The sequence below is a fragment of the Streptococcus cameli genome (assembly GCF_053207365.1).
In genome coordinates this window covers 67171-88405 of record NZ_JBRUIM010000002.1, presented here as the reverse complement: position 1 = coordinate 88405, position 21235 = coordinate 67171, and the positions used below count along the sequence as shown (strand labels likewise).

At 41.1% G+C, this 21235-nt stretch carries 19 protein-coding genes; 3 read left to right on the top strand and 16 right to left on the bottom strand.

Annotated features, from left to right (window positions below):
* Nucleotides 1-14: 14 nt before the first annotated feature.
* From ACVR1I_RS05855 to ACVR1I_RS05810, 10 genes are all read right to left on the bottom strand, one after another.
* Nucleotides 15-1352 carry a dipeptidase gene (locus ACVR1I_RS05855; protein WP_447443096.1) on the bottom strand — a complete coding sequence of 446 codons (1338 nt, stop codon included), beginning with the start codon at nucleotides 1350-1352 and terminating at the stop codon, nucleotides 15-17.
* An 18-nt stretch (nucleotides 1353-1370) separates the two neighbouring features.
* A complete protein-coding gene (locus ACVR1I_RS05850) occupies nucleotides 1371-2876 on the bottom strand; it encodes a YfcC family protein (protein ID WP_447443095.1) in 1506 nt (501 codons plus the stop codon).
* 117 nt (nucleotides 2877-2993) lie between these two features.
* Complete coding sequence (gene arcC / locus ACVR1I_RS05845; protein ID WP_447443094.1) at nucleotides 2994-3941, bottom strand: carbamate kinase; 948 nt, start codon at nucleotides 3939-3941, stop codon at nucleotides 2994-2996.
* Between the two features lie 104 nt (nucleotides 3942-4045).
* On the bottom strand, nucleotides 4046-5059 hold the full coding sequence (gene argF / locus ACVR1I_RS05840; protein ID WP_447443093.1) for an ornithine carbamoyltransferase: 1014 nt from the start codon (nucleotides 5057-5059) through the stop codon (nucleotides 4046-4048).
* 39 nt (nucleotides 5060-5098) lie between these two features.
* Entirely contained in the window at nucleotides 5099-5533 is a 435-nt protein-coding gene (locus tag ACVR1I_RS05835; protein ID WP_447443092.1) for a GNAT family N-acetyltransferase, read from the bottom strand.
* Between the two features lie 5 nt (nucleotides 5534-5538).
* Nucleotides 5539-6768 carry an arginine deiminase gene (gene arcA, locus ACVR1I_RS05830; RefSeq protein WP_447443091.1) on the bottom strand — a complete coding sequence of 410 codons (1230 nt, stop codon included), beginning with the start codon at nucleotides 6766-6768 and terminating at the stop codon, nucleotides 5539-5541.
* A 253-nt stretch (nucleotides 6769-7021) separates the two neighbouring features.
* Complete coding sequence (locus ACVR1I_RS05825; RefSeq protein ID WP_447443259.1) at nucleotides 7022-7717, bottom strand: Crp/Fnr family transcriptional regulator; 696 nt, start codon at nucleotides 7715-7717, stop codon at nucleotides 7022-7024.
* Nucleotides 7718-7828: 111 nt separating this feature from the next.
* Nucleotides 7829-8824, bottom strand: a complete 996-nt coding sequence (locus tag ACVR1I_RS05820) for an ornithine cyclodeaminase family protein (protein ID WP_447443090.1) — start codon at nucleotides 8822-8824, stop codon at nucleotides 7829-7831.
* A 24-nt stretch (nucleotides 8825-8848) separates the two neighbouring features.
* On the bottom strand, nucleotides 8849-9706 hold the full coding sequence (locus ACVR1I_RS05815) for a sulfite exporter TauE/SafE family protein (protein ID WP_447443089.1): 858 nt from the start codon (nucleotides 9704-9706) through the stop codon (nucleotides 8849-8851).
* Nucleotides 9707-9718: 12 nt separating this feature from the next.
* A complete protein-coding gene (locus ACVR1I_RS05810) occupies nucleotides 9719-10504 on the bottom strand; it encodes a TrmB family transcriptional regulator (RefSeq protein ID WP_447443088.1) in 786 nt (261 codons plus the stop codon).
* A gap of 235 nt (nucleotides 10505-10739) precedes the next feature.
* On the opposite strand from ACVR1I_RS05810, the gene ACVR1I_RS05805 reads away from it, so the two are divergent.
* Nucleotides 10740-11837 carry a DUF6287 domain-containing protein gene (locus ACVR1I_RS05805; protein WP_447443087.1) on the top strand — a complete coding sequence of 366 codons (1098 nt, stop codon included), beginning with the start codon at nucleotides 10740-10742 and terminating at the stop codon, nucleotides 11835-11837.
* A 26-nt stretch (nucleotides 11838-11863) separates the two neighbouring features.
* Here ACVR1I_RS05805 and ACVR1I_RS05800 read toward each other — a convergent pair whose 3' ends face one another.
* The 4 genes from ACVR1I_RS05800 to ACVR1I_RS05785 all read right to left on the bottom strand — a co-directional run bounded on the left by ACVR1I_RS05800 (nucleotide 11864) and on the right by ACVR1I_RS05785 (nucleotide 16220).
* Entirely contained in the window at nucleotides 11864-12958 is a 1095-nt protein-coding gene (locus ACVR1I_RS05800; RefSeq protein ID WP_447443086.1) for a serine hydrolase, read from the bottom strand.
* A gap of 99 nt (nucleotides 12959-13057) precedes the next feature.
* Complete coding sequence (gene sodA, locus ACVR1I_RS05795) at nucleotides 13058-13663, bottom strand: superoxide dismutase SodA (RefSeq protein WP_447443085.1); 606 nt, start codon at nucleotides 13661-13663, stop codon at nucleotides 13058-13060.
* 70 nt (nucleotides 13664-13733) lie between these two features.
* Nucleotides 13734-14771: a DNA polymerase III subunit delta gene (holA, locus tag ACVR1I_RS05790; protein ID WP_447443084.1), complete on the bottom strand. Its 1038-nt coding sequence runs from the start codon at nucleotides 14769-14771 to the stop codon at nucleotides 13734-13736.
* A gap of 84 nt (nucleotides 14772-14855) precedes the next feature.
* Entirely contained in the window at nucleotides 14856-16220 is a 1365-nt protein-coding gene (locus ACVR1I_RS05785; protein WP_447443083.1) for a DUF1958 domain-containing protein, read from the bottom strand.
* Nucleotides 16221-16365: 145 nt separating this feature from the next.
* Between ACVR1I_RS05785 and ACVR1I_RS05780 the strand changes: the two genes are divergently transcribed.
* Together ACVR1I_RS05780 and ACVR1I_RS05775 are read left to right on the top strand one after the other, a co-directional pair.
* On the top strand, nucleotides 16366-17232 hold the full coding sequence (locus ACVR1I_RS05780) for a helix-turn-helix domain-containing protein (protein ID WP_447443082.1): 867 nt from the start codon (nucleotides 16366-16368) through the stop codon (nucleotides 17230-17232).
* Nucleotides 17233-17309: 77 nt separating this feature from the next.
* Nucleotides 17310-18494, top strand: coding sequence for an MFS transporter (locus tag ACVR1I_RS05775; protein ID WP_447443081.1), 1185 nt, complete (start codon nucleotides 17310-17312; stop codon nucleotides 18492-18494).
* Nucleotides 18495-18515: 21 nt separating this feature from the next.
* Here ACVR1I_RS05775 and ndk read toward each other — a convergent pair whose 3' ends face one another.
* Nucleotides 18516-18932, bottom strand: coding sequence for a nucleoside-diphosphate kinase (ndk, locus tag ACVR1I_RS05770; RefSeq protein WP_447443080.1), 417 nt, complete (start codon nucleotides 18930-18932; stop codon nucleotides 18516-18518).
* 61 nt (nucleotides 18933-18993) lie between these two features.
* On the bottom strand, nucleotides 18994-21231 hold the full coding sequence (locus tag ACVR1I_RS05765; protein ID WP_447443079.1) for a DNA internalization-related competence protein ComEC/Rec2: 2238 nt from the start codon (nucleotides 21229-21231) through the stop codon (nucleotides 18994-18996).
* Nucleotides 21232-21235 lie beyond the last annotated feature (4 nt).

Below are 21235 nucleotides of genomic sequence, written 5' to 3'. Positions count from 1 at the left end.
TGTGGTTAAAAGAACTACTGTTTTGCCGCCAATCTGTAAATGGCTTCTGCATAAATGTCCATTGCACGGTACATATCGGTTAAGAGAATACGTTCATTTTCTTGGTGCTCGGTCTGCAAACCTCCTGGGAAACAAGCTCCAAAAGCCACACAATTTGGCATTGTTCTTGCAAAGGTGGCCCCACCAGAGGATTTGGCTGGTCTCATGTCTCCCGTTTTTTCTTGGTAAACACGCATCAATGTAGAAACCAATTCGCTATCTAGTGGCACATAAAGAGATGGTAGGTAATCAAACTCTTCATATTGTAAACCATAGCTACTTGCTTTTTCTGACAAGGTAGCAACCAAAGACTCCTTATCCACCAAAACCGGTATCCGCAAATCCAGACGAATCTCAGAAGTATCTTCCGTGATGGTTAGACCTGCGATGTTAAAACTTAAATCGCCTGATGGCTCATCGGTTAGTAGACCAAATAAATTTGAGGCCGTTGCATCCTCCCCTACTCCTTCTGCGATAAATCGCAAGGTTGGATGGTCAGAATGAACCCTCAAAGCCTTGGCCAATCGAACCAGAGCATTGACACCTTTTGCTGCATCTTTTGCATGGCGAGAGATTCCTAAAACAGTAATTGTCTCGTCTGTTTCTTCGTATTCAAAACCGAGGCGATTGAGTTCTGTTTTTACTGTTTCTATCCAGTCCCCTTTGTAGCTGGCTTTTGCTGGAACAACATTATAGGCTTGGCCTATTTCTAATTGCACATCAAGAGCTCCTGGTCCAACTAATTTTGCCTGCAACAATCCTTTTTCTGCATAGGTTAAAGGAAAGGCTGAATCAGGTGCAAATCCCATGGTCGCAAGGGCTTCTTTTTCGTTGTAGCGGTTCATACACCGCCACAATGTCTCTTCGTCTGTGCCAAAAATAAATCGAATTTTTTTGGTAAACTGCATTCCTGCGTCCATCAAGGCCTTTACAGCAAACAAGGCCATCATAGAGGGTCCCTTGTCATCTTGCGTGCCACGACCCTGAAGGCAACCGTCTACCATCACTGCTTCAAAAGGCGGGGTGTCCCATTTGGTTAAATCCCCAGCAGGAACAACATCTAAATGGCATAAAATGGCCAAGGTTTCTTCTGCCTCACCCAAGTCTGCATACCCATAATACCCCTCAGGATCCAAGTAGGTTTTAAAGCCCAGACGCTCTGTTAATGCCAAGGTATGCTCTAGGACATCTTGAATGGCTTGACCAAATGGTGTGCCATTTTCTCCCTCTTTGCAAACAGAGGGAAAAGCGACCAAATCACTGATCGCTTCTAGACATTCTAAATGGTGTTGTCTGGTCACAAATTCGTTCATATCGCTATTCCCCCATGGTTAAAAGAAACTTGCAATAACTAGAATGATAATACTAGTTACAACAATGGCTGCAATCAATTTACCAACAAACTTATACCAAGTACCCAATTCAATTCGCCCAAGAGCAAGTGCTCCAACAACGATACCTGAAGTTGGTGTGATTAAGTTGAGAACTCCTGAAGCAGCTTGATAGGCTGTGATAATCAAACTTGGTTTGACATTGACAAATTCGCCCATTGGAGCCATAATCCCCATTGTTGCACTGGCCAAACCAGATGTTGATGGGATTAAGAAGGACATTGGTAGATAGAAAAGATAGGTCAAGACGATAAAGACTTGAGAAGACAATCCTTGCAACCCTTCTTCACCCCAGTTAAGAATGGTCGCTGTGATCAAACCATCATTCATGATGACTTGAATACCACGCGCAACAGCACAAATCAAGGCAACACTGAGAAGATCCGCCGCACCATTCATAAAGGATTTGATGAAACGCTCTTCCCCCATACCAGATACAAAGCCAATCAAAACACCACTCATTGCAAAGAGCATAGCTCCTTCTGAGAAGTACCAAGTACCAAGAGCATAAGTGGATGTTCCAACAATCTGACCAATGACTGGTAATCCAATTAACCATTCATTAAAGTTATCAAAGAGAGAAACGTGTAAATCGCCCCATGGAATAAAGCTGGCAATCATCAAGATAAAGGTCAAGACAAAAATCCAGAGCACCCGTTTTTGGACAGCTGTTAAACTTGGTACGTCTATATTCGTATCTTTGGAGACGTTAAAGTGTACCATATCTGCTTCTCTATTTTTGTAGACCAGTGATTTGGTTGGATCTTTTTGAACTTTTTCAGCATAACGGCCCACAAAGAACATGCTCATCGCTAATAAAACAACAAAGAATACAACCCGCCAAATCGCGCCATCTGCTACTTTGACACCAGCAGTTGCTGACGCAACACCTGTTGCAAATGGATTGACAGTAGAAGCCAAACAACCAATTTGAGAGCCCAGCAAGATAATCGCAACACCTGTCAAGCTATCAAAACCAACAGCCATCATAACTGGTACCAACAACGGATAAAAGGCCATGGTTTCCTCACCCATACCATAGGTAGAGCCTCCAAGAGCAAAGAGAGGCATGAGTATATAGATGAGCATTTTTTCTCTGCCCTTGTATTTCTTCACAATTGAAGCAATTCCGACATCAAGCGCACCTGTCTCATTAACAACTCCTAAAAAGGCACCCACCATCAAGATAAAGAAGGCAACATCGATTGCTGCTGAAGTTGCTCCGTGTCCTAACATGGCACGGATTGGAGCCATCAACACATCCCAAATCCCTTGAGGGTTTTGAGCCACTCGCTCATAAGTGCCCGTAATCAAGTTACCAGCATCATCAGTCTGGTACTGACCTGCTGGAATAATCCATGTCATCACAGCCATCAAGGCAATGATAATCATCAAAATGCTATACGAACTCGGCATTTTAAAGCCTTTTTTTGCTTTTTGATCCATGATCAACCTCCTAAATGTTTGACCCCACCACTCCATCATGGTTTGGTCATTTCTCCGTGAACAATCCGAAACATGGATAAACAAGATGTATACCCAGGTTTCTCGTATCGGCTATTACTAGCCTTTTTCAATAATGGTACCACTCTCTGATTCGATTAAGGCGCCAAGATTTTCTAGTGATGTAATGACAGCTTGTGATGTCGGTTTATGATTTACAAAAGCCATGGTTGCTTCCACTTTTGGCAACATAGAGCCCGGAGCAAATTGATCTTGGCGGATATATTCTTCCAATTCTGCCACTGTCACGCGCTCCAATTTCCGTTGGTCTGGTTTATTAAAGTTCACAAAGACATAGTCCACACCTGTTAAAACAATAAAGACATCTGCATCCACCAATTCAGCAAGCAGTTGAGAAGCAAAATCCTTGTCAATAACAGCTTCTACACCTGTTAAGGTACCGTCTTCTTCTTGAATGACAGGAATACCTCCGCCGCCACCGGCCACTACGATTTCACCAGCATCTAGCAAGGTCCGAATGGTCGCAATCTCTTTGATACCAACTGGTTTTGGCGAGGCAACAACCTTGCGCCAACCTCGTCCTGCATCTTCTTTAAAAGTAGCTCCCGTTTTTTCTGCCTCAGCTTTTGCTTCTTCTTCTGTATAAAATGGTCCGATTGGCTTGGTTGGCTTCTCAAAAGCTGGATCTTCCTTGTCAACAATAACCTGTGTCACTACTGAAGCCACTTCTTTTTGAATCCCTTCTTTGGTCAATTCATTTTCCAAGGCATTTTGTAGCCAAAATCCAATCGATCCTTCCGTCATGGCTACTAGGGAATCCAGAGGAAAGGCTGGATTTTTTTCTGAATCTGCCGCCAAATTTTGTAGCAATAAATTTCCGACTTGGGGACCATTTCCGTGAGTGATAATCAGGTTATCCCCGTTTTTAATCAATTTGACAAGATGCTTAGTCGTATCGACCAAGGCTTTTTTTTGTGCCTTTGCAGATGGATCTGAAGATAGGATTGCATTGCCTCCCAAAGCCACCACAATTTTTCGATTTGCCATATTCTCTTCCTTTACATTCTCTATTTTTCTTTTCAGGTTTTTGATAAAAATGAGGACCGGGCGTTTTGCTGCCTCAGCCCTCATTGGTCTATTCTTACTTTCTCTTATACTTTTGGAATAAAGAGGTTACCAAGTGTTGCTGCCATCACAGCCTTAATGGTGTGCATGCGGTTTTCAGCTTGGTCAAAATGACGGGCATACTTGCTACGGAAGACTTCATCCGTCACTTCCATTTCTTCTACGCCAAATTTCTCAGCTACATCTTTACCATAAACAGTATTGGTATCATGGAAGGCTGGCAAGCAGTGTAAGAAGATGAGGTTGTCATTTTCTGCTTTTTTCACCAAGTCCATGTTGACTTGGAATGGTTTCAAGAGATTGACGCGTTCTTCAAACTTGTCTTCTTCCCCCATCGATACCCAAACGTCTGTATAAAGAACATCTGCTCCTTTTACTGCTTCGTCTGCATCATCTGTGATGAGGATACGGGCACCCGATTCTTTTGCAAATCCTTCAGCAAAAGCAACAACTTCTTCTTCTGGGAAAAGTTCTTTTGGTGAGAAGATATGCACGTTCACACCAAGAATCGCACCGGTTACCAAGAGAGAGTTGGCTACGTTGTTACGGCCATCACCACAATATACTAAAGTCAAACCTTCGAGTTTACCGAAGTTTTCTTTTACAGTAAGGTAGTCTGCCAACATCTGAGTTGGGTGCCACTCATCTGTCAAGCCATTCCAAACGGGTACACCAGAGAATTCTGCCAATTCTTCTACCATGCGTTGGCTAAAACCACGGAATTCAATCCCATCAAACATGCGTCCAAGTACTTTCGCAGTATCTTCTGTTGATTCTTTCTTGCCAAGCTGAATATCATTTGCCCCAAGGTATTCTGGGTGAGCACCTAGATCAATCGCTGCTGTTGTAAAAGCTGCGCGTGTCCGAGTAGAGGTTTTTTCAAACAAGAGGGCAATATTTTTGCCTTCCAAATAGTGATGTGGAACACCACGTTTTTTCAAATCTTTTAAGTGAGCTGAAAAATCAATTAAATACTCCAACTCTGCGCGTGTGAAATCTTTTTCTGCTAAGAAACTACGTCCTTGAAATACTTGTGTCATAACAATCAATTCTCCTTCATATCTGTTTGTATCTTTCGATTAGTCTAATTTTTTACGAAGAGACTGACAAATTTCGCCATCTTCTTCGTAAACTTCTCCAAAAGCTTGATAACCATGCTTTTCATAAAAGGGCTTGGCAACCAACTCGCTATGAATAATGATAGTGGTATATCCTTTTTGATAGGCATGTTCTTCCAAGGCCTGTAAGACCTTAGAAGCATAGCCCATACCTCTGTATTTTTTTAGGGTTGCAATCCGCGTCAATCTGGCCTTTTTTCTGGTTTCAGGGAGAAAGCGCCCCACTGAAACAGGTTTTACTCCTTCATAAACAACAGCGTAGACTGTACCTTTTTCATCATGAGCATCAAACTCGTCTGACAAGGCAATATCCCTTTCCAGCACAAAGACCGAAAAACGAACATATATACTGGCTGCACGCTGGAAAGGCTGACTACCGACTAAGACTTCTACCATAATACTTAAATATCTTCGCGTTCAAATGGCATGGACATGCAACGTGGTCCACCACGGCCCCGTACCAACTCACTTCCTGAAATCTTAATCAAGCGAAGCCCTTTGGATTCCAAAATGGCATTGGTAATGGTATTGCGTTTGTAAACCACTACAACCCCTGGTGCAATGGTTAAGGTATTAGAACCATCATTCCACTGTTCACGTCCTGCAGCAACCAAGTTATCGCCACCACAACGGATCAAATCAACCTTTTCAACACCCAAGTTTGCAGCTAGTAGCTCTGCCAAATCACCTTTTTCTTCCACGATGTGGAGTTCTTCATTTTCATATGTCACAGAGTAGACACGCAGGTCACCTTCAATTTCTGGATGAATGGTAAACTTATCATAGTCCACCATGGTAAAGACCGTATCTAGGTGCATAAATTTGCGATTATTAGCAAATTCAAAGGCCAATACTTTCTTAAAGCCAAGGTTTTCTTTAAAGATGTTCACCAAGAGTTTTTCAATAGATGCAGCATCAGTGCGTTGCGAAATGCCAACTGCTAACACATCTTTTGACAAGACCAGTTCATCCCCACCTTCGATACGAGTGGTTTCTTCACGGTTGTAAACCAATGGGACTTTTCCACCGTATTCAGGGTGATGGGTAAAGATGTATTTACCATAAAGAGTCTCACGGTTACGGGTGTCCGCGTACATGTGGTTGAGGGATACCCCATTCCCAATCGTTGCAAATGGATCCCGTGTGAAGTAAAGGTTTGGCATTGGGTCAATGGCAAATGGGTAATTGGATTCTACCAAGTCCGTCAAACCTTTTTCTTCAGCTGGAACTTCTGGCAATTCACATTTTTGAATACCAGCCATGGTCTTATCAATCAATTCCCGATTGTCTTCAATGGCTAACAAAAGCTTACGAATGGCTTTTCGTGTAGCACGACCACGTACATTGGCTTCAGCGATGTATTCATCTACAAATTGTTCCCGAATCTCAGTTGAAACCAAGGATTCAGCTGCCAAATCTTCAAGATAAAGCACCTCTACTCCTTCGTCTCGAAGTGCTTGTGCAAAGGCATCATGCTCTTTTTGAGCATCTTCTAAGAAAGGAATATCGTCAAACAAAAGACGTTCCAAGTAGTCTGGCATCAGGTTTTCAATTTCCTTGCCTGGACGGTGCAACATAACTTTTTTCAGTTTTCCGATCTCTGAAAAAACGTGAATTGGATGATGAGACATCACAATACCTCCTTAATGATTTTTCATTGTAAAAAGGTCAAACCTTTTCCTTTAACTGCTTACAGTATACCACTGACACATTGCTCTAATTGTTAATTTTTGTACAAACAATTTGCCAATTTTTTCGCATTTTCCGAAATCATTTTAGATATTTATTTATTATAAAACGCTTTCTTTGGATATTTTTCTTTTTTTGCCCATTTTATAAATAATTATTATTTTGATTTTTTTCTAAAAAAATAAAAAAGAGACATCATCGTGTCTCTGATAAATTTTCTAAAAAATAGGCAATGTCGACATAAACTAATTTCTTACGAGCATAGGTAATCCGCTTCTCATTTTTCAGCTTTTTGAGTACCTGACTGGCTGTTTCACGAGTGGTTGCAGCCAGCTTGGATATTTCCTGGATGTGAATACAAAATGGCAGCTCTTGTAAATCGCTAGGCTTACATAAGTCCCAGTACAAGAGTGCCAAGACTTGAACAACCCGCTCACGCGCACTGGAAATAAGGGCATTTCGTAAGCGCAACTCCTGCAAGCTCAGAATTCGACTCAATTTTTGATTCAAAAAGAGCATTTGTTTGGTATTTTTCCGAGAGAGTTGCTCATAAAGCGCCATTGGTACCATGAAGTAGGCCAAATCTGTAATGGCAATGGCTGTGTAATGGTAATAAGGATCTGTAAACATGCCCCCAAAAGGAAAGGCGCCTCCCTCACGAATATAATCTAAATAGGAAAACGTATCCGTCTGGTCATATTGTTCAATGCGCGCATAGCCTTTTTGTAAAATAAAGAGATAATCTCGATTATCCCCAGCAAAAAAGAAGACCTGATCTTTTGAGATTTTACGAAAACGCACCTCTTTTGCCAACTGGTCAAAATCTTCAATAGACAGGGATTGCAGTGAGGGATGATTCCGTAAAAAATAGTATTGTTCCTTGCTAATCATGGCATCTCCTATTTCTATTCTTCTCATCAGTATACCATAAAACGTTTTCAAAACCAATACTATCTTTTCATAGAAAAAAAGCAATGTTTCCATTGCTTCCATTGCTTTTTTCTAAAACTCAAAACGAGTTCCAATTCCTTTTTCAATTGCTTTTTCAACAATCAGTTGAGCCGTGACAATATCCAGTACCGCAGAGCCAACACTCTTGAATACTGTAATATCTTCTTTACTCTTACGTCCTTGGATTTTGCCAAGCAGGTAATCCCCTAACTCACCATTGTAATCTTCTTTTGTCAGCAGACCTTGGCGAATCGGTTCTAAAATATCTCCAGCTTCTGCTAGAACACCGTCATTTGTATCAAAGACAACTGCATCTGCTTTGACCAATAAATCAACTGGTAACTCCAACATTTCAGGAGTATAGGCTCCAATACCATTAACATGTGCACCCGCTTTAACATCTGCAGCATCAAACGTTGGTACTTTGGAAGTTGTCACCGTCGTGATAATATCCGCATCTGTCACCGCCTCTTTAGCTGTTTTTACAGCATGAATCCGAGTAGTATAACGCCCTTTCATATCTTCTGATAAGGTATTTGCAAAGGCTGTTGCGCGGTCAAAATCAATATCAAAGACACGCAATTCTTCCAAGTTGCGGGCTGTCATCATAGCAATTGCTTGCTGATAGCCTTGGCCACCAGTCCCAATTAAGCCTCCGATTTTAGCATCTTCATTTGCTAATTCCTCTGTTCCTGCACCTTGAATAGCTGCTGTCCGAAGTTGCGTCAAATAAGTCCCGTCTAAAATCGCTGAGACAATCCCCGTCTCAGGGTCCAAAGCCACCATCGTAGCAGGAACAGATGGCAACCCTTTTTCAATGTTTTCAGGATAAACGGAAACAATCTTAACACCTAAGGCACTTTGCTCGCCACTTGTTACGGCTGGCATATACAAACTCTGTCCACGGTATTCAGACACATCTAAATTTGTCCGAAGTGGAACTGTTGCTTCACCCGATGAGTAGAGTCGCACTGCTTTTTTGGCTGCTGCAATCGCATCTTTCATCGAAAAACAAGCTTGAATATCTTCCTTTGTTAAAATCAGCATTTTTTTACCTCACTCTGTCTATTCTTAATTTTTCTTCAGCATACCATATGCACTGTATAAGAGAATAAAGGCAACAAACCATTGCAAAATAGCCGTATTTAGACTTGTGATGACAAACACTGCACACAAGACACCAAGTACACCAAATGTTGATGTAAAGAGGGTAATCTTACGGCTGTATTCTCCAGATTTGACAAACTGAACACTACCAACAGGAACTGAGAATGTTGCTGCTCCCATCATGATTGGAAAAGCTACTGCTGGATTTAATCCCAGTAAGTAAACCGTAATCATGGTCAAGGCATATGAACCAATCCCAATATTGTTTAGCGCACCAAAGATAGCCAAAGCAACGGCTGCAACAACCAACTTAATACCAGTCAATTCGGTCGCATTTCCACCACCTGGTAACAAGCCAAATTTCCCACCAAAGATAATGAGCGCTGCCACAATCATCCCAATTCCAATTGAAACTTTTAATTTTTCTGCTGGCAGTTTGACTGCGAATTTTGCTCCGAAATAAGAACCAACCATTTGACTAACAATACAAACAATTAAAGTTGTGACACTCACTTCAATCTTTGTAATGTAGGCAAGAGCCATTACTGCAACTGGAATGGTACACTGGGTATTCAATGTGCCTGGTAATTTTTTAACACTTGTCCAATTTAATTTTGGATAGAGACTGGTACTAATTGCAAAGTCCGAAATCCCTACGGTCGATAAGAAGAAGATAATAGCACTTGAAAATGGCAAAGCCGCTGTGCTAGCTTCTTCTGACATGACTTCATGTTTATGAAGAATCAAATCCTTAATAAATACAACTGCAAAATAGGCATTCACTACAATAACCAGTAGTAACAAAATATCTTTAAATGACATACATAATCTCCGTTAATAGATTTTACGAATGCCCTCAAAGTCCTTACCATAGTCTGCGATCAATTCTGGTCCATGTTCTTGAATAATTTTTAAGGTATATGCATCATGCTTAATGTACTCTTTTGCTAGTAATCGCATGGCCTTGTTATGACTCCAAATGACGTCACATACATCATCAAGTGTCCCAAATAAAACAATATCATTGTCACACACCAAATTGATCCAACGACCTCCCATGTCTTTTATTTTATCCACTTCAAATCCATGGGGATAAAAACGCTTGAAAGGCAAGTTATACTGACCACTGTTGCTAAACAAAATACAGACAAAAGTTTCCAGACGGTCTTCTGCTTCTTCTAGGGCTTTGACGATAGTAGGAGTAAGGTTGTCTTCCCAGATTTGGATATAAAGACTCTTTTTACTATGCTCAATTATGTAAAGCATTTTGAGTAAAACAGCTTCTTTTTGCTCCAATTGCCACAAAAGCGTATCTTCTTCTTTTTCTTTTATGTCTGACAAATGGTCATCTAAATATTGAATATCACTCAAAGTCGAATGTTTTAGCATGCTGACAAACTCTTCTGGTGATAGGGCTGAGTATAATTTTGGTTCACTCTTATTGACAAGGACGACTCCCTTTTTGACCAAAATCTCTAATCCATTATAGACTTTTGAACGTGGAACACCAGACTTCTTGCTAACTTCATAGCCAGTCATCGAACCATTTTCCACTAAGCTAAGATAAATATTTGTTTCGGATTCAGTAAAGCCGAACTGTTTCATTTTTTGAACCAGCATATAAACTCCTTTTAAATGTAGTAGCTACTCTATGTAACTACTATACATTCCTAAATAAGATTTGTCAATAGATTTTGTGAAATTTTTAACATTTTTTGAAAAATTATTTTATAAAGAAAGTAGCTAAGTTAATTATATGAAAGTTCTTTCAAAATTTGAAACTCTGATATCCTAGCTTGACTTTTCCTATTTTATTATTGATAATGAAAATACTAGTACATAGGAGGTCTTTCAAATGAAACCAAATTTTCGTTTTTTTCTACTCTGTTGCTTGGCTTGTCTTGTTTTATTTGGGTGTGTTTCTACTCCAAAAAACAAATCATCTCTAAAAAAAGAAAACACTTCTACAAGAAAAATCTTAGATTTTAACGATGATGATCTATTAGCTTACCAAGAACCCTTAGAAGCATATCAATCACTCCTATCAGAAGAAACTTCTTCATTCTTTAATGAGGAAAAATACAATGCTTTTGCAAAATTAGTCACCATTAACGATACCACAAGCAAGAACCGATTTATTTATAGTTTTTATGATATTGATCAAAATGGTGTAAAAGAGTTACTGATTGCTCAAGAACAGTCCGTCTACGATGACTTAAATCATGTTCTATATGATATTTTTACACTGGATCATCAAAATAAACCAAAACGGTTAACAACTAAAAAATTAGGTCTTGAAGCGATTGGAGAACAAAAAAAGTTAGTACTGATGTATAATCATCAATTGCGACTCCAGCAACCAGGGGATTCATTTAGTGAACTCGAATATCATTTTTTCACCTTTGCGAAAAATGGGACAAGATTACAACCAACCCAATCTGTTACCTATCATTATGAAACCGATAGCTACCAACTTTCTAAAATAGACATATCAAAAGACAAATTTGAAAAACTTGGTGAACCTTTAGAGAATATAATTGATATTGGGCAATGGTACAAGCTAAGTAAACCTCTTGATGAAGTTCTAATAGAACGACAAGAATTCAGTGAGCTACTTTCTGGTGACTATTCTAGCATTGCTGGTACCTGGATAAACGAAGCTGGTGAAGCTATTACCATAACAAAAAGCGGTAGCATTGAAGAATTTCCGGATATAGAATTCAATACCGACTTGATGACAGTCTCCAATGGTTGGCTTGCAATGTCACGACAAAGACATTCAAAATATGACACACCTGTTTTTTTATATTATGCTCCTATCGGTGTCGAGATAATCTTTGATGAAGATCCACCATTTTTTAAATCAGATACAAGCAAAGAAAGAATACAAGTAGCACTACCTGATATGAATCACATCCTGTATTATCGAGCAGATGAAACAGTTTCAAACTAAAAAGGAAGAATATTTTCTTCCTTTTTCTATCCTAGTCCATTTTCATTAACACGATGCCACTGGTTGATAACATAAGTCAATGCCGCCAGTTGCATGTAGCCATAGCCACTAATTTCTTGACTGTATTCTGTCGTCCCTCCCAAGTACCTGGTGTAGATAGCAATCAGATAGGGACTTTCTTCAAACACCATCGCATCTACATTTAAGGCCTCTGCTACGTATCCAGGTTTTTGAACAATGCGAATATCCGGTACATAGGTTTCGTAATACTGGCCTGTAAACGATAAATCCATATAGTAGATAATATCTGCATACTTATCTTGATGATCATAAAGATGCTCTAACACATGGATGTAATAATCTGTTGTTGTCTTGTTGTCCTCTCTGCGAATGGTTTTTACCTCTCCTTTTGACTGACCAAAACGGTCCAATTCCGCAAAAGCAGCATCCATCCCACCAAAGCGATCAGCAAGTGCATAGGCAGGTGTATTTTCAGAGTAAACCAAGGAATATTCTTGCATTTCAGGAATACTCATTGCGCCACCAAATTGCCCAACATAGGCATCATGTTCAAATTTATATTCATACGGAGTATTGGTAATATCAAATCGTTCTGTTAAGGAAAATCTTCCTTTTTCAACCTCATCAACAACCAACATATTTAAAGGCATTTTATAGGTAGACCCTGCTGTCATTGGCTCTGTATCATTCATAGAAAACTGATGGCCAGTTGCAGGGTTTTTATAAGTAAAGGCAACCTGCGATGGATCAATCCCATATTCACTTAAATAAGCTTGGACAACTTCCACCAAGCCCATATTGGCATAATCATAATAAAGTCCTAACGAACTCATCCGTTCCATATCCCTATCCATAACTGCCTGCTTTGCTTCAGGTGATTTTAGATACTCCTTTACTGGCTCCGGGGCTTCAGAATGTTTTTTAAGCGCTGTTTTGTCTGTTGTCTTTGAAACTTGTTGTTTCTCTTGCGAAACCTGTGGAGAACTGTTGTTCGGATTCATCCACACTACTGCTCCAAAAAGAATAAGAAAGGGTACGACTAGCAAGCCAACCAAAATAAGGACAAAACGAGATCTTTTCCGCAATAATTCATACATCATAACCTCTTTATTTTACCCTAAAATAAAGGAAATGAAAACCACTTGAAGCCATTTAATCATCAATAAAAGCCCCGTTTCTTACAAAACGGGGCTTATCTCTTATTTTGCAGCCTTGTACAATTCGTCAACTTTGTTCCAGTTGATGACATCAAAGAATGCTTTGATGTAGTTTGGACGTACGTTGCGGTAGTTGAGGTAGTAGGCATGCTCCCAAACGTCCAAGCCAAGGATTGGTTTTAAACCGTCCATGATTGGTGTATCTTGGTTTGGAGTAGAAGTCACTTCTAATTTGCCATCTTTGTTGACGACAAGCCAAGCCCAACCTGAGCCAAAACGAGTAGTTGCTGCAGCTGTAAATGCTTCTTTGAAGGCATCAAATGAGCCAAATGTTGCATCAATATCTGCTGCTAATTCTGACGAAATTTCTGTTTTCTCTGGAGACAACAACTCCCAGAAAAGAGCGTGGTTCAAGTGCCCACCACCATTGTTAATCAATGCTTGACGAATATCTGCTGGAATCGCTTCAACATTTGATAAGAGGGCTTCTAAGTCTTCACCAATTTCAGGGTGTTTTTCAAGTGCAGCATTGGCATTTGCTACGTAAGTTGCATGGTGCTTATCATGGTGGAGTGTCATTGTCTCTGCATCAATGTGTGGCTCCAAAGCATCGTATGCGTAAGGTAGATCAGGTAAAATAATAGCCATGTGTAGGGCCTCCTTTAGTCTAGTTACTTCTATTCTAAATGAAAATAAAACCGATTTCAAGTTTTTTGTACTAGGAGAGGGCATTCATCATTTTCAATAAACAAATATCAAACAGATACTCTTTTTCCATCTGTCCAGACTTGATCTTGTAATCTGTCTCAATGAGGTTGGCAACTGTTTCTTTTAAGAAAGACAGTGACAAACCTCTGGAATCGCGTAGGGCAAATTTGACCTGGTAAGGATTGACTTTTCTGCCCAAATAATCCGAAAGTTCAGTAACAATTTGACTTTCTGCGCGTCCTTTTTGGGACAATAGTTGCACCTGCAAGAACATCCGAAATTGGGTTAGTAAAATCGCAATGAGCTTGACATCATCTTCTCCTTGCAATCGTAAATCCTTGACCAAGTCCTGGGCCTGATCTACTTTTTTTCCTAATATATAAGTCGATAAATCAAAGAGATTGTCCTGTAAGGTCTTAGGAATTGCCTCCCTTATATCTTCTGAAGTGATGCTCCCTTTCGGTTTATAGGCTTTCAAAAAAGCGATGTTCTTGGTCATTTCTGAAATGTCAAAACCCGATTTCACTAATAATTGCTCTAACACATCCTCGCCCATTTCCATATTTTTTTTGCGAATTTCCTGCTGAAAATAGGTTCGGATTTCTGCTTCTTTTGCTTCTGTGGCTTCAATACAAAGGGCATCACGTTTGAGCATTTTAACCAAACGCCGCTTGTTATCTAACTTTCCTGGCACTAATAAAATCAGGCGTGTCGTTTCATTCGGTGCTTCTAAATATGCCTCAAACTGTTTGAGTTCTCCATCAGAAAAATAGCGTTTTTTATCCGTAGAAAGATCCGAAACATAATCTGCAATCACAATTTTTTCGTCCGCAAAAAAAGGCAGAGATACCAACTCCAGTTCAAATTGAGCAAAACTGCTCTCTGATAAATCAAAGTAGGCAAAACTCAAATCGCTGGCATCGAATCCCAGCGTTTTCAACAAGGCTTCTTTGGCAAGCTGGTACTGTCCCGTATCTTCGCCAGACAAAACGGTGAGTAGCCCGAGATTGTTTTTGTTTAATTTTTTTACTGCTTCAATGGCTAACATAGTCTCATTATATCACTTTTATAGAGGAAAAAGTGCAAAAAATACCCAACAACCTCTAGACTTGGTTGTTGAGTATCGTCTTCTTTAAAATTTCCGTCTTCTTCTGTGACGGCGACTACGAGATGTTGAATCAAGATGTTGCATGCTGCGAGCCCGTCTACTACTTCCAAGAATCAATCGCAAGGCAATCGCCAATACGATCAAAGCAATCGGAATCAGTATATATACATATTTAGGAATCTTTGAAATCAGTTGGTTGGTTTTTTTTACTGCCACTTTGTTCGAAGTAGAAATAGCCTGTCCCAAACCCTTCTCTTCTTCAAGAGCTACACCGCTCTCTGTGATAATACTGTCTTTTACTTTCAAACGGTTGTTTTCAACGACCAGATCAGGGGTTTGTTCTCCCGAAACTAGCGCATACAAATCTTCTGAAGTCCTTACAGTCTGGCCAGCAATTTCTTGTTTTCCAGCTTTTGCAACTACTTGACGGCTATATTCTGAAAAACTCTTTTCCAAAAGGGTATTGACAAAGTAATGTCGGAAATATTCCCCGCCTTGCACCTGCCAATCTCCAACTCCCAAGACAACACTAATGAGACGTGTATCGCCGCGTTTTGCGGTTACAATCGAGTTAAAACCAGCCGTTGGACTAGAACCTGTTTTTAAACCATCTACGCCTTCAATGCCGTGTTTCGCACCTGGCAAGGAATAGTTATAAGTTGTAAAGGTTTCTTCTAAGTAGGTTCCTGTCTTTACAGTCACCTCTGGTTGATTGGTATACTCAAGAATTTGAGGGTGTTTTTTCAACAAATGATAGGTCAAAATCGCCATATCACGCGCTGTCACTTCATTGGTCTTATTGTGGTCGTAACCTGCTGGAGCATAGTAGCCCTGAAACGCTGCGACCACTGCTCCCGTTGCATTGTGGAAAGTCGTATTGGTCATGCCAAGTTCTTTTGCTGTATCATTCATGAGTTGTAAGAATGAAGCATCGTCCCCATCATGAATCAAATGAGCCAACATCAAGGTCGTAACATTTGATGATGGAACGAGGGTCATGGTTAAAAGCTCACTGACTGTATAAGTTTCTCCAGCGACAATTTTGTTGTTGCTGAGGGCATAAATACCAGCAATGGCCTGATCTGTCTCAGTCGCAACAACCTGTGTATCCAAGGAAATCTGTCCCTTAGCGATGGCTTCTAGTGTCAAATAAATGACCATGGTTTTAGTGGTACTGGCTGGATCCCATTTCATATCAATTTCTTGTCCCCAGAGCAATTGACCCGTATCTGCGTCAATCACAATAGAAGCTTTTGGCACCATATCTGCTGTGGCTGGATAGCCTGCATTTTGCGCCATGGTTAGCAAATCTTCCTCAGCCAGAACTGGCTTACCAAGTGTAAACAAGGATAGGAGTACCATCAAACAGACAATAAAAAACTTTTTCATATACAATTCCTTTTCATAAAAATCTCTTATATTATACCATATTCTAAAACGCAAAACGGTATTTTTTCAAAAGAATTTATTTGCAGATATGGGAAATTCTTGCCAATTTCTGAAGACTTGCTATAATCATTTTAGGAGGAAGACCATGGACAAGAAACTTTTAGGAGAAACCTTTCGGACCTTGCGGATCAACCGCCATATTTCACTCAAACAAGTTGCAACGGCAGACTTATCCATTTCCCAGTTGTCGCGATTTGAGCGAGGAGAATCCGAACTCTCTATTTCCAAATTTCTCATTGCACTCAACAACATTCACGTAGAAGTCAAAGAATTTATGGATGCTGCATCTGGCTTTCAGCACACCGAGCAAATTCGCTTTATGAGTGAATTGATTGACTTGGAGTACAAACGAGACGTCGCTGGCTTTCAACGCTTGCAAACTGAACAACTGGAACGCTTTAAACACTACCCTAATAAGGAACGTTACAAGCTCAACAGCATTCTTTTGCAAGGCTTTATTTGCAAGTGTGACCCAACCATCCCATTTCCAAAAGAAAGCCTTGATACCATCACAGACTACCTTTTTGCCACTGAAAATTGGAACATCTACGAGCTAGCTTTGATTGGAAACCTCTACCTCTTTATCGACATTCCGCTGCTGCACCGCATGGGACAAGAAATCCTCAAACGAAGAGACTATTACCGCGAAATTGCCACCCATCGCCACATGGTCGTCGCCACCATTATGAATATCTGGGAAACCTGTATTCACCGTAATGTCTTGGATATTGCTGATTTTTACCAGGAACAATCTGCTGCGCTTTTAACCAATGAAACCAAGCTCTATGAAAAGACCATTTTCCTCTTTTTGAAAGGCCTGCAAGCCTACCGTTCTGGTCAAACCTTGCCTGGCATCGAAGACATGACCCATGCCATTCAAATTTTTGATTGGCTGGACTGCCCACATATGGTCGACAATTACAAGACTGATTTTGCCCGTTTCGTAAAATAAGGCCATATCTGCAAAAAATCTGCAACCTCCACTGATCTAGTCTATAATAAGGCTCTAAAACATGTGGAGGTTTTTCAATGCAAAAAAACGAATGGAAATTATTGGCTAGCCGGGCTATCAACAAAATCGGCAATGTCATGTACGATTATGGCAACAGCAGTTGGATTGCAGGATTGGGAGGGTTGGCTCCTCAATACATCGGCTATTACCAACTAGCCGAACAGCTCATTTCTTTTTTTCTCAATCCGTTTGGAGGAGCTGTTGCCGACCGCTTTAAACGGCGAAAAATTCTACTGGCAACGGACTTTATAGGTGGAATCATGTGCGCCCTTTTGGCACTTATTGGTACAGATACAACCATGCTCTACGGCCTCATTGCTGTCAATGCGGTGCTAGCCATGTCCCATGCTTTCTCAGGGACATCTTTCAAATCTTATGTTGTGACCTTGGTTGATGAGGATCGATTGGTGGATTTTAATGCCCATTTGGAGGTAATCAGTAAAGTCATCAGTGTCTCTTCTCCGCTTCTGGCCTTTCTTTTTGTAGACCGCTTCGGCATTCGTCCGACCCTTATTCTAGATAGTTTGACCTTTTTCCTCTCATTTGCGCTGCTTTTTTCCATCAAGGACAAGGAAATACATCTAGAACAGAAAAAAGAAAAAGCCTCTATCCAGGCCATCTTGGCAGATATCAAGGAAGGCATGCTCTTTGTCTTTCACGAAAAAGAGGTTTTCTTTCTCTTGGCGATTGCAGCCTTGGTCAACTTCTTTATCGCTGCTTTTAACTACCTCATTCCTTTTAGCAATCAGCTCTTTGCAGACAAGTCAAGCTATGCTAGTCTTTTATCCATGGGAGCCCTTGGATCAATTTTAGGAGCTCTTTTGGCCAAACGCCTCTTTGCTCATTCCCATAACAGCATTTTGATTGCACTGGCCCTGAGTGGTCTAGGACTGGCTAGTATAACCCCGCTGGCTCTGCTTGGTTTACCAGCCAAAATTATCGTCGCTGGCAATCTTGTTTTTGAATGCTTTTTAACCATTTTCAATGTCCACTTCTTTTCCATGGTTCAAAAAAAGGTGCCCAACCACCTCTTGGGTCGTGTCTTTAGCTCCATTTTTACCGTAGCGGGCATCTTTATGCCACTGGCTGTTCTCTTGATGACTGCCCTGCCTTTTGCCATTCATGTTGCCAGCTTTGCGGTTATTGGACTGGGAATTGTCCTACTTTCAGTATGTGGCTACCTGTATCGTAAAACAATCTAAAAACCGACTTGCGTCGGTTTTTTAGTTTGGAAACCAAATCCCAATCTCGCGTTCAGCGGATTCCTTGGAATCTGATCCATGTACAACATTTTGAATGCCACCGGTTTCTCCTGGTGCTTGGGCAAAATCTCCTCGAATCGTACCTGGCAAGGCATCTTTTGGATTGGTAACGCCCATCATGGACCGCCAAGAAGAAATGACACGGTTGCCCCGAATCACACCCGCAACAATCGGCCCACTTGTCATGTAGTCTTCCAACTCAGGGAAAAAGGGTTTGGTCCGTAATTCCGCATAATGTGCCTGTAACTGCTCTGGAGTGGCCTGAAGCAACTCCAACCGTTCCAACTCAAAACCTCTTTGCTCAATCCGCTTTAGAACAGCACCGACCAAGCCTCTTTTTACGCCGTCAGGTTTGATGATGAAAAAGGTACGTTCCATAACAAACTCCTTTGCTTTTCTTCTATTATAGCACATTGTGCCTTTTTCACAAAGAGAGATTTCACCTCACCGTCTCCACTGTCCATTTGTTCAGCCCTCTAAAGCGAATGGCTCCTTGTTGGTCTGTTCGGTAGACTGCAATGTCCCGTTCCTTGAAACGGTCCAGCGTTTCTTGGTGGGGGTGTTTGTAGCGGTTGTTTTTTCCTGCCGAAATCAGGCTAATTTGTGGTTGGATATGGTCTAAAAATTCTGGATAAGAGGAGCCCTTGCTGCCGTGGTGGCCAGCTTTTAGGACATCTACTGGCAAGCTGGGATAGCGTTCGATCAACTCTAACTCTCCATCTTCCAAGTCCCCTGTCAATAGAAAGTTCTTGTCCAACAACCTTCCGTACAAGACCAGGGAATCATTGTTGCCCCCGTCTCCTGTTTCCCAAGGATAGAGAACATGGAGTTGACTACCCATCATCGAAAGGCTATCTCCTGCCTTCAGAACACGAACCTTGACCTTCATAGCCTTCAGGCGTTCCACAAATTCAGGGACGGTCAAACTACCCGGACTCACCAAAACCTCGCCAATCACAACGTGTTTGGCTACCACTTCCATATCCCCAATGTGGTCGGTATCGGTATGGGTCAAAACCAGTTGGTCAATTTTCCCGACGCCTCGACTCTTTAGATAAGGAATGAGCGTCCGCTCCGCATTGGCATCTGTCCGTTTTTCGCGCCAGCTTTCCCCAGAAGAAAAATTCACCCTGCCCCCTACATCAATCAGCATGGTTTTCCCACTCATATCCCGTAAAAAGAGGCTATCCCCTTGACCAATGTCAACCACTGTCACTTCATTTTCTAGAGGGTGTTTGACGAAAAAAAGCAGAGCAAGGACCATGATGGAGAACAGAAGAACGATTGGCTTGCGAGACCAAAAATCGTATAGGATCGCTAGAAAAATCAACAGTAAGACAAGAAGGACAAGACTTGGTTTGCCAAAAACGAGCGGTTGACTACTGATAGATGCCACCCAAGAAATAATCCTCTCTAATCCTTGAAAGAGGCTGTTAAACTGGTCTATAATCAGCACTGGCGACAAAAGAAAAACAAGGCTTAATAAGGGCAAGAGAAGCACATCAAAGACAAAGGAAAAGAGAAAGGTCAGAAGAATGGACAAGGGCTGAAAACCGGAGAAATAGTAAATGAGAATCGGCAAAATTCCCAGTGAAATAGCTACACTTTCCACAACTGTTTTCCAGATAGATGATAGGTGTTCAAAATCAAAAACGGTCAACAGAAAGGCATAAGAGAAACTCAAGACACCACCAGATGATAAAAGGAAAGCTGGAGAGATCAAGTAGCATATGCCTAGGGTTACGGCGAGATTGTTCAAACCCTTTATCTGCTTGTTCCCAACTAGTTTTTGCACTAAGGAACGCACAACAGAAACAGACCAACCTGTCAGACCAGCGTAGACCAAGGAAAACGGAAGTTGCAACCAATCGACAGTCTCACGTTTTAACCCTAATCGCAACAGAAGGTAGCGGAATTTATCAATAAAAAATCCAACCTGCATGCCGGATAAGGCAAAAAGATGGATAATCCCCAGACTAGAATAGACATCCTCCATTTCTTCAAATTCCTTGTCCAAATCACCAAACAAGAGCCCTGTCATATAATGCCGCATGGGTGCTGGAAATTGTGTTCTAACGTGAACCAGGGCTTTTCGACGCATGCTTGCCAACCAATCCAGTGGATTCCATGAAATTGCCTTTTTGACAGATGTGATTCTTTTAATATTGACCGTACGGTAAATGCCTTTTGTCCGCAAATACTGACGGTAATCAAAACCGTTGAAATTGCGCTGTCCCTCTGGGATAGTCACTTCTGCCTCTACTTCCAGAACAACCAGATCTACCATATTCTGAAAATAGGCCTGTTCTTCTTGGGATTGGAGTTTGTAAAAAACCTGGTAACGGAAACCTGCCTCTTTCGCTTGAAAGCTAAGGCTATCGCCATTGACTGAAATCGTATCTGGAACTACCTGCAACCTTGTTAGATTTGATGGTTGCTGATGTTCCCGCCAGTATTCCAAAGTACGATGGCCTACAAATACCACTGTTCCTAGAAGGAGAACGAGCATGTTTTTGCGAAAGACATCTCGTCCATACTGACCAAACATACGCCACAGTAAAAAGCCAAGGAACAACAACCCCAAAATAGAGAAACGGTAAATCAAAAAATAAATAGATAGCATCACTACCGCTAACTGAATCGGAGGAATCGGGGTTTTATTAAGCCATTTTTTCATTGAG